The 14674-nt window shown below is 70.0% G+C and carries 11 protein-coding genes; 9 read left to right on the top strand and 2 right to left on the bottom strand.

Annotated elements, in window-relative coordinates:
* Positions 1-202 precede the first annotated feature (202 nt).
* On the bottom strand, positions 203-1150 hold the full coding sequence (locus AVJ23_RS10005; protein ID WP_084794440.1) for a GlxA family transcriptional regulator: 948 nt from the start codon (positions 1148-1150) through the stop codon (positions 203-205).
* Positions 1151-1230: 80 nt separating this feature from the next.
* Between AVJ23_RS10005 and AVJ23_RS10000 the strand changes: the two genes are divergently transcribed.
* Genes AVJ23_RS10000 through AVJ23_RS09980 form a run of 5 tightly spaced genes read left to right on the top strand, consistent with a single transcriptional unit; the run spans position 1231 to position 7567 of the window.
* On the top strand, positions 1231-2391 hold the full coding sequence (locus AVJ23_RS10000; protein WP_058862050.1) for an acyl-CoA dehydrogenase family protein: 1161 nt from the start codon (positions 1231-1233) through the stop codon (positions 2389-2391).
* A gap of 3 nt (positions 2392-2394) precedes the next feature.
* Positions 2395-4431, top strand: coding sequence for an acetate--CoA ligase family protein (locus AVJ23_RS09995; protein WP_058862049.1), 2037 nt, complete (start codon positions 2395-2397; stop codon positions 4429-4431).
* On the top strand, positions 4428-5213 hold the full coding sequence (locus AVJ23_RS09990; RefSeq protein ID WP_058862048.1) for a carnitinyl-CoA dehydratase: 786 nt from the start codon (positions 4428-4430) through the stop codon (positions 5211-5213). The genes AVJ23_RS09995 and AVJ23_RS09990 overlap by 4 nt, the downstream gene beginning before the upstream one ends.
* 15 nt (positions 5214-5228) lie before the next feature.
* On the top strand, positions 5229-6140 hold the full coding sequence (gene bcoG / locus AVJ23_RS09985) for a 3-dehydrocarnitine:acetyl-CoA trimethylamine transferase BcoG (RefSeq protein WP_058862047.1): 912 nt from the start codon (positions 5229-5231) through the stop codon (positions 6138-6140).
* Positions 6137-7567: a carnitine 3-dehydrogenase gene (locus tag AVJ23_RS09980; protein ID WP_058862046.1), complete on the top strand. Its 1431-nt coding sequence runs from the start codon at positions 6137-6139 to the stop codon at positions 7565-7567. The genes bcoG and AVJ23_RS09980 overlap by 4 nt, the downstream gene beginning before the upstream one ends.
* Before the next feature lie 161 nt (positions 7568-7728).
* On the opposite strand, the gene betI is transcribed toward AVJ23_RS09980, so the two are convergent.
* A complete protein-coding gene (betI, locus tag AVJ23_RS09975) occupies positions 7729-8379 on the bottom strand; it encodes a transcriptional regulator BetI (protein WP_058862045.1) in 651 nt (216 codons plus the stop codon).
* A 112-nt stretch (positions 8380-8491) separates the two neighbouring features.
* Here betI and AVJ23_RS09970 point away from each other — a divergent pair, with 112 nt between their 5' ends.
* The 4 genes from AVJ23_RS09970 to AVJ23_RS09955 all read left to right on the top strand — a co-directional run bounded on the left by AVJ23_RS09970 (position 8492) and on the right by AVJ23_RS09955 (position 14636).
* Positions 8492-9679, top strand: coding sequence for a pyridoxal phosphate-dependent aminotransferase (locus AVJ23_RS09970; protein WP_058862253.1), 1188 nt, complete (start codon positions 8492-8494; stop codon positions 9677-9679).
* 10 nt (positions 9680-9689) lie between these two features.
* Complete coding sequence (locus AVJ23_RS09965; RefSeq protein WP_058862044.1) at positions 9690-11312, top strand: 5-guanidino-2-oxopentanoate decarboxylase; 1623 nt, start codon at positions 9690-9692, stop codon at positions 11310-11312.
* A 98-nt stretch (positions 11313-11410) separates the two neighbouring features.
* Positions 11411-12175, top strand: a complete 765-nt coding sequence (gene fabI / locus AVJ23_RS09960; protein ID WP_058862043.1) for an enoyl-ACP reductase FabI — start codon at positions 11411-11413, stop codon at positions 12173-12175.
* A gap of 10 nt (positions 12176-12185) precedes the next feature.
* On the top strand, positions 12186-14636 hold the full coding sequence (locus tag AVJ23_RS09955; protein WP_084794439.1) for a DUF3141 domain-containing protein: 2451 nt from the start codon (positions 12186-12188) through the stop codon (positions 14634-14636).
* Positions 14637-14674: the final 38 nt, after the last annotated feature.

Below are 14674 nucleotides of genomic sequence, written 5' to 3'. Positions count from 1 at the left end.
CCGAGAGATCAAGGCCGTATTGCGTGTTGAACTCGTCTTCGGCGCTTGGAGCGGCCGACTGTCCGTGCAATGTGGCACGGAACTCCTGCATGCCGATTGTTCGCGAGGCCCGTGCAGCCGGCACGCTTCGGAGAGGCACGGCGGCCATCATGCGCCGCCGCGACCGTTCTCGATTGCTTCTTACCTGGGTGCACCACCGCACTCAGGCCCGCGCAACTCTGCGCCAGTCGGTCGGGGATAGGCCGAATGCCTGGCGGAAGGCGCGGGCGAAGGCGGCTTGGTCGGTCCATCCGCAGCGGCCCGCGATCTCGGCGACGCCCATCTCTCCGGCATCGAGGAACCGGCGGGCGGCTTCGAGGCGCAGGTGGCGGTAGGCCGCGCTCGGGGTCATCTGCATGTGGGTGCGGAATTCCTGTGTCAGGACACGCTGCGACAGGCCGGCGCGGCGCGCGACCTCGGGAATGGGCAGCGGCGTCTCGATATGCTGGCGCATGATCGCCGAGGCGCGGTCGATGCGGCCGCGCCGGCCGGCGGCGAGGGCAGGGGCGCCGCCCGCGGGCCATTCGCCGTGCAGGAAGAGCGCGCCGACATGCATGGCGAGAGCCGCGCCGAAATGGCGCCGGACGAGGCCCGAGACCAGCTCGAACGCCGCGGTCGCCCCACCGCAGGTGATCCGGTCGCCATCCAGCACGATCCGGGCGGGGCGGGCATCGAGAGCGGGAAAGGTCTCGGCAAAGCCGGGGAACTCGTCCCAGTGGATCGTGGCCGGGCGCCCGTCCAGCAGACCGGCCGAGGCCATGAGCCATGATCCCGTATCCAGCCCCACCAGGGTCCGGTAGCGCCGCGCGGCGGCGCGCAGCGCCCGGCGCAGGGCAGGGGTGTCGTGATCGCGGAAGCCGTAGCTTGGCAGGATGAACAGGTAATCGCCCCCGCCTTCATGGCCGAAGGCGGCCGAGGGCTGGACGGGCAGCCCGGAGGAGGAGTGCACCGGCCCGCCACCCAGCGTCGTGAAGTGCCACCGGAACCGCTCGGCCGCATCCAGCGTGTTGGCCGCGCGCAGCGGCTCGACCGCGTTGGCAAGGCAATGGTTCGAGAAGCTCTCGAACAGCAGCACGCCGATCCGGCATGTCGGTTTCGTCGAATCCTGCATGAAGGCCAGCTATTGCTGCACAGTGTGGCGCGTCAAGCCCGCGCATGCTTGGCGCGGATACTGAGACAGGGGAACGCGCGATGGATTTCGGACTGACGGAAGAACAGGAGATGATCGTCTCGACGGTGCGCAGTTTCGTCGAGAAGGAGATCCATCCCCACGAGACCCTGGTCGAGCGCACGGGCGAGGTCCCGGCCGAGCTTGCGGCCGAGATCAAGCGCAAGACGCTGGAGCTGGGCTTCTACGCCTGCAACTTTCCCGAAGAGGTCGGCGGCGCCGGGTTGAGCCACATGGACTTCACCCTTGTCGAGCGCGAACTCGGACGCGGCTCCATGGCGCTGACGCATTTCTTCGGCCGGCCGCAGAACATCCTGATGGCCTGCGAGGGCGCGCAGCGCGAGCGCTACCTGCTGCCCGCCGTCCGGGGCGAGCGGATGGACGCGCTGGCGATGACCGAACCGGATGCCGGGTCGGATGTGCGGGGCATGAAATGCCAGGCGGTGCGGGATGGCGGCGACTGGGTGATCAACGGCACCAAGCATTTCATCTCGGGCGCCGAGCACGCGGATTTCTTCATCGTCTTCGTCGCGACAGGCGTGGATGACACCCCCAAGGGCCCGAAGAAGCGGATCACCTGTTTCCTCGTGGATCGCGGCCACCCCGGGTTCGAGGTGCGCGACGGCTACAACTCGGTCAGTCACCGCGGCTACCGCAACCTCATCCTGTCCTTCGACGACTGCCGCCTGCCCGACGCGGCCGTGCTGGGCGAGGTGGATGGCGGTTTCGCGGTGATGAATGAATGGCTCTACGCCACGCGCCTCACCGTCGCGGCGATGAGCGTGGGCAGGGCGCGGCGCTGTTTCGACTACGCGCTGAGCTATGCCGCCGAGCGCAAGCAGTTCGGTCAGCCGATCGCAAAATTCCAGGGCGTGAGCTTCCAGGTGGCCGACATGATCACCGAGATCGACGCGGCGGATTTCCTGACCCTGGCCGGCGCCTGGCGCCTCGACCGCGGCCTGCCAGCCAACCGCGAGATCGCCTCGGCCAAGGTTTACGCCACCGAGATGCTGGCCAAGGTGACTGACACGACGCTGCAGATCTATGGCGGCATGGGGCTGATGGACGATTTCCCGATCGAGCGGTTCTGGCGCGACGCGCGGGTCGAACGGATCTGGGACGGCACCAGCGAGGTGCAGCGCCACATCATCAGCCGGGAACTGTTCCGCCCGCTCGGGGCCTGAGCCATGCGCGATCTGTCCCGACTGCTCAGGCCGCGCTCGGTCGCCGTCGTGGGGGGCGGCACCTGGTGCGCGAACGTGATCCGCGAATGCCGGCGCATCGGCTTTGCGGGGGATCTCTGGCCGGTGCATCCGCGGCGCGACAGCGTGGCGGAGGTGCCTGCCTTCGCCTCGGTCGAGGATCTGCCGGGGGTGCCGGATGCCGCCTTCGTGGGCGTGAACCGCAACGCCACGGTCGAGGTCGTGCGCGCGCTTTCGGCGGCGGGGGCGGGAGGCGCGGTCTGCTTTGCTTCGGGTTTTTCCGAGGCCGCGGCCGAGATCGAGGGCGCCGCCGGTCTGCAGGACCAGCTGGTCGACGCGGCGGGCGCGATGCCGATCCTCGGGCCGAACTGCTACGGGCTGCTGAACCTGCTGGACGGCGCGGCGCTCTGGCCGGACCATCACGGCGGGACGCGGACCGCTCGTGGCGTCGCCATCGTGACGCAATCGTCCAATATCGCGATCAACCTGACGATGCAGCGCCGCGCGCTGCCCCTGGCCTACATGGTCACGGCCGGCAACCAGGCGCAGATGGACCTGGCCGGGATCGGTGCCGCGCTGCTGGAGGATGACCGGGTCACCGCGCTGGGGCTGCACGTGGAGGGGATCGACGATCCCGCCGGGCTCGAGGCGCTGGCCCGGGCGGCCCATGCGGCGGGCAAACCGATCGTCGCGCTCAAGGTCGGCCGGTCGGACGGCGCGCAGGCGGCGACCCTGTCGCATACCGCCTCGCTGGCCGGCAGTGCGGCGGGGGCGGATGCGCTGTTCGACCGGCTGGGGATCGCGCGGGTCGACGGGCTGTCGGAGCTGATCGAGACGCTCAAGATCCTGCATTTCACCGGCCCGCTGCCCGCGACCCGGATCGCGTCCATGTCCTGCTCGGGCGGAGAGGCCAGCCTCGTGGCCGACACGGCGCAGGCCCACGGGCTGAGCTTTCCCAAGCTGTGCGCGGCGCAGAAGGCCGCGCTGCGTGCCGCGCTCGGCCCCAGTGTGGCGCTGGCCAACCCGCTGGATTACAACACCTATATCTGGGGCGACCGGGACGCGATGGCCCGGACCTTCGCGGCGATGCTGACGCCCGGGATCGCCATGGGGGCAGTGGTGCTGGACTTCCCGCGCAGCGACCGCTGCGCCGCTACCGAGTGGGACGTGGTGATCGACGCGGCCGCCGAGGCCCGCGCCCGTACCGGCAAGCCGCTTGCGCTGCTCTCCAGCCTGACGGACACGATGGAGGAAGCGACCGCGCTTTCCATCGCGGAACGCGGTCTGGTGCCGCTCTGCGGGCTGGACGAGGGGCTGGCCGCCATCGCCGCGGCCGCCCGGTGCGGCGCCCCCGTGACCGAGGCGCCGGTGCTGCCGCCGCGCGTGCCAGCACGCCCCGTGACGCTGACCGAGGCCGAGGGCAAAGACCTGCTGGCGGGGCAGGGGCTGCGCGTGCCGCATGCCCGCCGCGTCACCGGCGCCGAACAGGCGGTCGCCGCGGCGCGGGAGATCGGCTTTCCGGTCGTGCTGAAGGGCGAGGGCATCGCCCACAAGACCGAGGCGGGCGCGGTCCGGCTCGACCTGCGGGAGGCCGATGCGGTGCGCGCGGCGGCCTGCGCCATGCCGACCGATGCTTCTCTCGTCGAAGAAATGGTCACGGGGGCCGTTGCCGAGTTGCTGGTGGGCGTCGTGCTCGACCCGGCGCATGGCTACGTGCTGACGCTGGCGGCCGGCGGGACCCTGACCGAATTGCTACGCGACCGTGTCTCGCTGCTTGTGCCGGCCAGCCGCGAGGCTGTGGAGGCGGCGCTGGCGGGCCTGCGCATCGCGCCGGTGCTCGATGGTTGGCGCGGCGCGGCGCCGGCGGCCCGGGAACCGGTGCTGGACGCGGTGATGGCCGTGCAATCCTTTGTCACCGCCAATCACGGCGCGCTGGCCGAGATCGAGATCAACCCGCTGCTCTGCGGCCCGCGACACGCCGTGGCCGCCGACATACTCATCCGCATGGGAGAGACGACATGACCGAGAACCCGATACGCACCGAGCGGCGGGGCCACGTGCTCGAGGTGACGCTCGACCGGCCCAAGGCCAACGCGATCGACCTGCAGACCAGCCGCATCATGGGCGAGGTGTTTACCGGGTTCCGCGACGATCCCGAGCTGCGCGTGGCGATCATCACCGGGGCGGGGCAGAAATTCTTCTGCCCCGGCTGGGATCTCAAGGCGGCGGCCGGCGGCGACGCGGTGGATGGCGATTACGGCAAGGGCGGCTTTGGCGGGCTGCAGGAGATGCGCGCGCTCAACAAGCCGGTGATCGCGGCGGTGAACGGCATCGCCTGCGGCGGCGGGCTGGAGCTGATGCTGTCGGCCGATATCATCCTGGCCGCCGATCACGCGCAATTCGCGCTGCCCGAGATCCGCTCCGGCACCGTGGCCGATGCGGCCTCGGTCAAGCTGCCCAAGCGGATCCCCTATCACATCGCGATGGAGATGCTGTTCACCGGCCGCTGGATCGACGCCGAGGAGGCGGCCCGCTGGGGCATGGTCAACCGCCTGCTGCCCGCCGACAGGCTGCTGGACGAGGCGCGCGCGCTGGCCGATCATCTGGCCTCGGGGCCGCCGCTCGTCTTTGCCGCGATCAAGGAGATCGTGCGCGAGGCCGAGGACATGAAGTTCCAGGACGCGATGAACCGCATCACGCGCAGCCAGTTCGAGACGGTCGAGACGCTCTACCGCTCCGAGGACCAGAAGGAAGGCGCCCGCGCCTTTGCCGAGAAACGTGACCCGGTCTGGAAGGGCCGGTAGCAGGAGGAACACGACATGCCGCTGACCATGAACCGAGAGGTCTTCATCACCTGCGCCGTGACCGGCTCGGGGGGCACGCAGGACCGCAGCCCGCACGTGCCGCGCAGCCCCGCAGCCATCGCGGCCAGCGCGATCGAGGCCGCTCGCGCCGGGGCCGCCATCGTGCATTGCCACGTGCGCGACCCCAAGACCGGCGCGCCCTCGCGCGATCCGGCCCTGTTCCGCGAGGTGACCGAGCGCATCCGCGACGCCGAGACGGATGTCGTGCTGAACCTCACTGCCGGGATGGGCGGCGACATCACCTTCGGGGGTGTCGAGGCGCCGCTGCCGGTGGATGCGGCCGGCACCGACATGGCCGGCGCGACCGAGCGGATGGCCCATATCGCCGACTGCCTGCCCGAGATCTGCACGCTGGACTGCGGCACGATGAACTTTGCCGAGGCCGATTACGTCATGACCAACACGCCCGGCATGCTGCGCGCCATGGGCGGCATGATGACAAAGCTGGGCGTGAAGCCCGAGATCGAGGCCTTCGATACCGGCCATCTCTGGTTCGCCAAGGAACTGGCGAAGGAGGGCGTTCTGGACAGCCCGGCGCTGGTGCAGCTCTGCATGGGCGTGCCGTGGGGCGCGCCCAACGATCTCAACACCTATCTCGCGATGGTCAACGCGATCCCGCAGGACTGGACCTGGTCCGCCTTCAGCCTGGGGCGCGACCAGATGGCCTATGTCGCGGCGGCGGTGCTAGCGGGCGGCCATGTGCGCGTGGGGCTCGAGGACAACCTGATGCTGGAAAAGGGCGTGCTGGCCACCAATGCGCAACTGGTCGAGAAGGCCGTGGGCATCGTCGAGCGGATGGGGGCCCGCGTGGTCGGCCCCGACGCGGTGCGCGAAAAGCTGGGCCTGACGAAGAGGGCACCGAAATGACGCACAAGGCGGCAATCATCGGCGGCGGGGTGATCGGCGGCGGCTGGGCGGCGCGGTTCCTGCTCAACGGCTGGGACGTGGCGGTCTTCGACCCTCATCCCGAGGCACGGCGCAAGATCGACGAGGTGCTGGCCGGGGCGCGCCGCGCGCTGCCGGCGCTCTACGACCGCGCGCTGCCGCCCGAGGGCGCGCTGAGCTTCCACGATACCTTGGCCGATGCGGTGGCCGGGGCCGATTGGGTGCAGGAAAGCGTGCCCGAGCGGCTCGACCTCAAGCACCGCGTGCTGGCCGAGATCGACGCCGCGGCGCCAGACCACGCGGTCATCGGGTCCTCGACCTCGGGGTTCAAGCCGTCCGACCTGGCGGCGCAGGGGGCGCGGGTGATCGTCGCGCACCCGTTCAATCCGGTCTACCTGCTGCCGCTGGTGGAGCTTGCGGGCGAGGCCGAGTCCTGCGCCCGGGCCGACACCCTGCTGCGCGGGATCGGCATGCGGCCCCTGACGCTGCGGCGAGAGATCGACGCGCATATCGCCGATCGCCTGCTCGAGGCGGTCTGGCGCGAATGTCTCTGGCTGCTGACCGACGGTATCGCCACGACAGAAGAGATCGACGACGCGATCCGCATGGGGTTCGGCCTGAGATGGGCGCAGATGGGGATCTTCGAGACCTACCGCATCGCCGGGGGCGAGGCGGGGATGCGGCATTTCATGGAGCAGTTCGGCCCCGCGCTGGAATGGCCCTGGACCAAGTTGATGGACGTGCCGGAGTTCACGCCCGAACTGGTCGACCTGATCGCCGGCCAGTCCGATGCGCAGTCCGGCCACATGTCGATCCGCGAGCTGGAGCGCCTGCGCGACGACAACCTCGTGGGCATCCTGCGGGCGCTGCGCAAGACCGGCGCTGGCGCGGGTGGCGTCATCGCCGAGCATGAGCGCAGCCTCGGCCAGGCCGAGGGTATTCCGCAGGCCGCGCTGGTCGAGACGGTGCGGCGGGCCGTGCCCCAGACCTGGGCCGACTATAACGGCCACATGAACGAGGCGCATTATCTCGAGATCGGGGCGCAGGCCACCGACCGCTTCATGGAGATGATCGGTGCGGGACCCGACTACATCGCGGCGGGCAAGTCCTATTTCACTGTCGAGAACCACCTGTGCTACCACGACGAGGTCAAGGTGGGCGAGACGCTGGTCGTCACCACGCAGGTCGTGGCGGGGGCGGGAAAGAAGATGCATCTCTTCCATCGGATCTGCCGCGGCGAGGTGGTGGCCGCGACGATGGAGACGCTGCTTCTGCATGTCGACCTGACGACCCGCCGGGCCTGCCCGCCCGAGGCCGGGGTCGAGCGCACGCTGACGCAATATGCCGAGGCCCATGCCGGGCTGGATGCGCCGGTGGAGCTGGCGCGCCATGTCGGCGCGAAACGCTGAACGGGCATGAGGCCTGGTGCCCGTCATCGACACCATCGCCGGGCGTGCAAGTGGCGCCGCCACCTGCACGCCCGGCCAGACTTGCCCTTTGACGCACATGAGACCGCGGGTTGCGTTGTCGCCACGCGGCAGGGCAGGGGGATCGCGTCCTCACCGAACCTTCACCCGGCCGGGCGGGCCTCCACCACGGTGCGCAGCCATGTCTCGGACAGGGTGATCCCCTCTTCCGGGCTGAAGGTCTCGGGCTCCAGGCACCATTCCAGCCACAGCCCGTCAAGCAGGCCGGACAGCCCGATCGCCGCCATGCGCGGGCTGAGCGTGGCCACGCCGGTCTCTTGCTGGAACTCGGCGATCAGCTCCTCGAGCACCTTGCGATAGGCGCCGTAGCGCTCCTTGTGGACGGCGGAGATTTCGGGCGCCTGCGCCTGCAGGGTCCAGAAGGCCAGCCAGGCCCGGAACAGCGACCGGTCCAGCACCACGGGCGAGAAGGAGGCCCGGATGAAGGCTGACAGCCGGTCGCGGGCGCTGCCGCCGGTGTCAGCGACGCGGGCCTCGATCTCGTGCAGCAAGGTGTCGGCGATGTGGCGGTAGGCGGCGGCGACCAGCGCCTCCTTGCTGCCGAAATGGTGGTTGACCAGCCCGACCGACACGTCGGCCTCCTCGGCGATGGCACGGATCGAGGTCTTCTCGACACCCAGCCTCACGATGCAGCGCAGCGTTGCCTGCAACAGCACCTCGCGCCGCTGGTCGGCCGTCTTGCGCGCGTAGCGCGGGGTCTTGCGGGACGGATCGGTCCGAATGTCTTCGCTCATCTGCCAGAGCCTTACACGGCGCGTGACGGCATGACCACAAGAGCGGATGCACGGTGTTGAACAGTTGTTCAACAAGAGCTATGCGAAGACAGCTCAAGAACGGGGATGGATGATGCAGTACTCACCGCTTGTCGAACGGATCGCCGGGGAGGGCGCAGAGGCCTGGGCGATCCATGCCGAGGCGCTCGCCGCGCAGGCGCGGGGCGAGGACATCATCGTCCTCAGCGTCGGTGATCCCGATCTCGACACGCCCGCTCCTGTCACCGAACGCGCCGTGGCCGCGCTGCGGTCGGGTGACACGCATTACACCGCCGTGCAGGGCACGCCCGAGTTGCGCGCGACCATCGCGCAGCATACGACGGCCCGCACCGGCCAGCCTTTCGGACCCGAGAACGTCTGCGTCACCGCGGGCGCGCAGAACGGGCTGTTCTTCGCCGCGCTCCTGCTGCTGCGACCGGGCGACGAGGTGTTGATCCCCGATCCCTGCTATGTCACCTACGAGGCGACGGTGCGGGCGGCGGGGGCCGTGCCCGTGCCGGTGCCGCCCCGCGCGGGGGGCGGCTTTCGCCCCGATCCGGCGGCGATGGCCGCGCGCATCACGCCGCGCACGCGCGCCATGATGCTGACCTCGCCCAACAATCCCACCGGCACCGTCACGAACCTTGAAGAGGCCGAGGCCATCGCCGCGCTGGCGCGCGATCACGACCTCTGGGTCATCAGCGACGAGGTCTATGCCGAGCTGACCTACGGCACGCCGCATGTGGCGATGGCCGGGCTGCCCGGCATGGTCGAGCGCACGATCACGGTGTCGAGCCTGTCCAAGAGCCATGCCATGACCGGCTGGCGCTGCGGCTGGATCGTCGGGCCCGAGGCCGCGATTGCGCATGCGGCGAACCTGTCGCTCTGCATGCTCTACGGGCTGCCCGGCTTCGTCCAGCAAGCCGCGGTGGTGGCCTTGGAGCAGTCAGCGGCGATTGCCGCCGAGGCGCGCGGCCTCTACGCTGCACGGCGTGACGCGCTGCTGGCCAGCCTGTCCGGGGCGCCCGGCGTGTCGGCCCTGTCGCCGGAGGCGGGCATGTTCCTGATGCTGGACATTCGCGGGACCGGGCTGTCGGCACGGGAGTTCGCCTGGGCCCTGCTGCGCGAGACCGGGGTCTCCGTGCTCGACGCGACCGCCTTCGGGGCAAGCGCTGCCGGACATGTGCGCCTGTCCTTCACCCTGAACGAGACGGTGCTGGCCGAGGCGGGCCGGCGCATCACCGCCTTCTGCCAATCCCGCGCCCTGCACGCGGCCGACTGAGGAGCAGACCATGACAGAACAGACGCATCGCCGGGTTGGCCCTTGGATCCACGCCCTTCTCGAAGCCCACGGCATCGACACGGTGTTCGGCATCCCGGGCGTGCACACGATCCCGCTCTACGAGGGGCTGGCCGAAAGCGGGCTGCGGCATGTCACGCCGCGCCACGAGCAGGGGGCCGGGTTCATGGCCGACGGCTATGCCCGCCAGACCGGACGGCCCGGCGTGTGCTTCGTCATCACCGGGCCGGGCGTGACCAATATCGCGACGCCCATGGCGCAGGCCTACTCGGATTCGATCCCGATGCTGGTCATCTCCTCGGTCAATCACCGCCGGCACATGGGGCTGGGGCAGGGGCATCTGCACGAGCTTGCCGACCAGCGCGCGGTGATGGCGCAGGTCTCGGCCTTCAGCCACACGCTGCACAGCCTTGCCGATCTGCCCGGGGTGCTGGCCCGGGCCTTTGCTGTCTTTGACAGCGCCCGCCCCCGCCCCGTCCATATCGAGATCCCGCTCGATCTCTGGGAGGAGGTAGCGCCGGACGATCTGCCCGCCTCCATTGCCACCGAAGCCGCGACGGTCCCCGCCCCGGCGCAGATGGCGGTGGCGCGCGACGCGCTGGCCGCGGCCCAACGTCCGGTCCTCCTGTGTGGCGGCGGCGCCCGCCGGGCCGCGGCGGACCTGCGCGCGCTGGCCGAGCGTCTGGACGCGCCGGTCATCATGACCACGAATGCCCGCGGCATCCTGCCGGGGGATCACCCGCTGGCGGTGTCGTACAGCCCCTCGCTCGGGGCCGTGCGGGCGCTGATGGAGCAAAGCGATGCCGCGCTGGCCATCGGCACCGAGATCGGGCCCACCGATTACGACATGTACGAGACCGGCATGCCCGCACTGCCCCGGCCGCTGATCCGGGTCGAGATCGACCCGGTGCAGATGGTGACCAATGCCAGCCCCGACATCGCCCTTGCCGGGGACGCACGGGTCGTCGTGGGCGAACTGCTTTCCGGGGTGACGCCCCGCGCGGCAACGGGTGGCGCGGCCCGGGCCGGGATGGCGCGCGCAGCGGCGCTGGAAGGGCTGGACGCGCGGATGCGCGCCGGGCTGCAGGTGCTCGACCTGTTGCGCGATATCGCCCCGGACGTGCCGATCGTCGGGGACTCGACCCATCCGGTCTATGCCGGCAACCTCGGCTATGCCGCGGCGGCGCCGGGGTTGTGGTTCAACTCGGCCACCGGGTTCGGCACGCTGGGCTACGCGCTTCCGGCCTCCATCGGCGCGGCGCTGGGACGGGGCGGGCCGACCCTCTGCCTCGTGGGCGATGGCGGGCTGCATTTCACGCTGGGCGAACTGGCCACGCTGGTCGGCAGCGGCGCGCCGGTCGTCATCCTTGTCTGGAACAATGCCTGCTACGGCGAGATCCGCGATGCGATGGTCGCCGCCGACGTGACGCCGGAGGGGGTCAGCCTCGCCACGCCGGATTTCCAGGCGCTGGCCGGCGCCTACGGCATCCCGGCTTGGCAGGCCCGCACCGGAGAGGAGCTGCGCGGAGCAGTGGGGCAGGCGCTGGCCTCGGGCCGATGCGCGCTGGTCGAGATCGACGAAGCCGCGATGCTGGCGGGGTTCGGCGCCGGCTGACGGCCGCTTCCGCGACCGGCGATCAGGACGGCGCGCCGATCGTCACATGCCCGTCAAGCGATCGGCGTATGGGGACGTGAACGCTTCAGGAGCTTGTCATGTTCTCGCTGTCCGGATCCCGGATCCTTGTCGTCGGTATCGCCAACGCGCACTCGATCGCGTGGGGCTGTGCGAAAGCCTTCCACGCGATGGGGGCCGAGCTTGCCGTCACCTATCTGAATGACCGGGCAGAGCCCCATGTGCGCCCGCTGGCCGAACAGCTGGGCGCGAAGATCATCGCGCCGCTCGACGTCACGCGGCCCGGCCAGATGGAGGCCCTGTTCCACACGCTGGACGATCGCTGGGGGCGGCTCGACACGGTGCTGCATTCCATCGCCTTCGCGCCGCGCGACGATCTGCACGGGCGGGTCGTCGATTGCTCGGCCGAGGGGTTCGCCCGCGCGATGGACATCTCGGTCCATTCCTTCCTGCGCATGATCCGGGCGGCCGAGCCGCTGATGACCGAGGGCGGCACCTGCCTGTCAGTGTCCTTCTTCGGCTCGTCCCGTGTCGTGCAGCACTACAACCTGATGGGCCCTGTCAAGGCGGCGCTGGAAAGCAGCGTGCGCTATGCCGCGGCCGAGCTGGGCGAGGCGGGGATCCGGGTGCATGCGCTCTCGCCAGGGCCGCTGGCCACGCGCGCGGCCTCCGGCATCGACCATTTCGACGAGCTGCTGACCCGGGCCGCCGAACGTGCGCCCACGCACCAGCTGGCGACGATCGAGGATGTGGGTGCAATGGCGGCCTTCCTTGCCTCGCCGGCCGCCCGCAACCTGACCGGCGGCATCCACGACATCGATGGCGGCTTCTCGATCACTGCCTGAAGGGACCCCCATGGCAAACCTCTACGATTTCACCGATCCCCGGCGGCAACCCGTCATCCCGCACATGGAAAGCGACGCGCTGGCCCGGCTGGGCGAGGCCTTGACCGAGGGGATGGCCGAGCTGGAGGCCGGCGCGGCCACCGGCCGGATCCAGGCCCGCGCCGCCGGCCGCCACGGTCAGCGGATGCTGGACAGCCATTCGACCCGCGCGCAGGCCACGCTTGCCGCGACGGGGGCTTTGGCCGAGCAGTTGCGCGATGCGCAAGGCGCCGGCCGGCTGGCCGGAGACTGGGCGGACTATCTGCGCGATGCGGGCGAGCGTACGATCCTCGCGCTCGACATTCTGCGCAAGCGTGGTGACCAGTTCCTTGCGCATGAGGCGGCAGGCTGTCCCCCGGTGCTGATCTACGACTACGAACTGGTGATGGACGGTGCCGATCTGCCCTTTTCCTCGAACTACGTGCTGCTGCGCATCGTGCCCCCTGAGGGGGTCGAGGTGCATGACTGGAAGCGCCCCTACATCATCATCGATCCGCGGGCGGGCCACGGGCCGGGCATCGGCGGCTTCAAGCCTGACAGCCAGGTCGGCGTGGCGCTGCGTGACGGCCACCCGGTCTATTTCGTGGCCTTCCGGCGCGTACCGGCGCCGGGCCAGCGCCTGTCCCATGTCACCCGCTCCGAGGCCGCCTTCGTGCGCGAGGTCATGCGCCGCCACCCCGACGCGGCCAAGCCCGTGGTGACCGGCAATTGCCAGGGCGGTTGGGCGACGCTGCTGCTGGCGGCGACGAATCCCGACCTGACCGGGCCGGTAGTCATCAACGGTGCACCTGTTTCCACCTGGTCGGGCACGGTGGGCGACACCCCGATGCGCTACACGGCCGGCATCACGGGCGGCACATGGATCCCCATGCTGCTGTCCGATCTGGGCGGCGGGTTGTTCGACGGCGCGCACCTGGTGCAGAATTTCGAGCTGCTGAACCCGTCGCGCACCCTGTTCCGCAAATATGCCGACCTTTACCGCGATGCCGACCATGCCGAGGCGGGTTTCCTCGAGTTCGAGCGCTGGTGGGGCGGGTTCTTCCTGCTGAACGAACCCGAGATCCGCTGGATCGTCGAGCAACTCTTCGTCGGCAACCGGGTGGTCCGGAACGAGGCCCGGATCGAGCGCGGGCGGCCGGTTGATCTCAAGGCCATCCGGGCGCCGATCATCGTCTTTGCCAGCCGGGGCGACAACATCACCCCGCCGCAGCAGGCGCTGAACTGGATCACCGAGACCTATGCCGACGTGACCGAGATCCGCATCCGCGGCCAGCGGATCGTCTACATGGTGCATGAAAAGGTCGGCCACCTTGGGATCTTCGTGTCCTCGCAGATCGCCCGGCGCGAGCATACCGAGGTCGCCTCGACCCTCAAGACGATCGAGGCGCTGGCCCCGGGCCTCTACGAGATGACGATCGAGGACATCACCGAACGCGACGGCCGGACCAGCTTCACGGTGGGGTTCACCGAACGTACGCTGGACGATATCCGCGCGCTGGATGACGGCGACGCGGATGAGCGCCCCTTTGCCGCCGTCGCCCGCGCCTCCGAGATGCAGGCGCAGATCTATGACAGCCTGCTGCGTCCCGCGATCCGGGCCAGCGTCACCGGGACCACGGCCGAGATGAGCCGCGCCCTGCATCCGCAGCGTGTCTCGCGCGCGGTGATGGCCTCGCGCAACCCGCTGATGCAGCCGGTGGCCCGGGCCGCCCGGGCTGTGGCGCAGACACGCGCCAAGGCCGCGCCGGACAACCCGTTTCTCGCCGCCGAGGCGCTGTGGGTGCAGGGGATCGAGCAAGGCATCGACATGTGGCGCGACATGCGCGACATGGCGACTGAGCTGACCTTCTTCGGGATCTGGTCCAACCCGTGGATGCGCGCCTTCGGCCGCCCGTTCGAGGCGCGCCGCACGCTCAAGTCCACCGAGGAATTGCGCGCCCTGCCGGAAGTGGCTCAGGCGCTGTTCAACATCGACCGGGGCGGCTTTGTCGAGGCGGTGATCCGCATGCTGATCCTGCTGGCCGAGAACCGCGGCAATGTGCGCCGCGACCGGCTGGAACGCTCCAGCCGGGTGCTGACGCAGGACGCGCCGTTCCGCTCGCTGGGTGCCGAACGGCGCGCGATGATCATCCATGAGCAGACCCTGATCGCCAGCTACGAGCCCGAGCAGGCCATCGCGACCCTGCCGGCGCTGCTGACCACGGCCGAGGAGCGCCGCCTGGCCGCCGCGGTGGTGCGCTTCGTGCCCGGCGCGCTGGACGAGATGTCGCCGCGCACGATGGCGCTGCTGCAGCGCTTCCACGCGGTGCTGGACCTGCCCGAGATCGACGGGGACATCACCGAGGACCCGCTGGCGCCGCCTGCCTTGCCCGGGGATCAGGGCGCGGCGACAGGCGGCGCAAGGGCAGACGCGGAACGGTGACAGGGCCGACCGCGCGGTGACGGCGAGGCAAAGCCCGA

Source organism: Pseudoponticoccus marisrubri (genome assembly GCF_001482405.1).
Lineage (GTDB): Bacteria > Pseudomonadota > Alphaproteobacteria > Rhodobacterales > Rhodobacteraceae > Pseudoponticoccus > Pseudoponticoccus marisrubri.
Note: the sequence above shows the minus strand (reverse complement) of the source record. Positions and strands in the feature narration are given on the sequence as shown.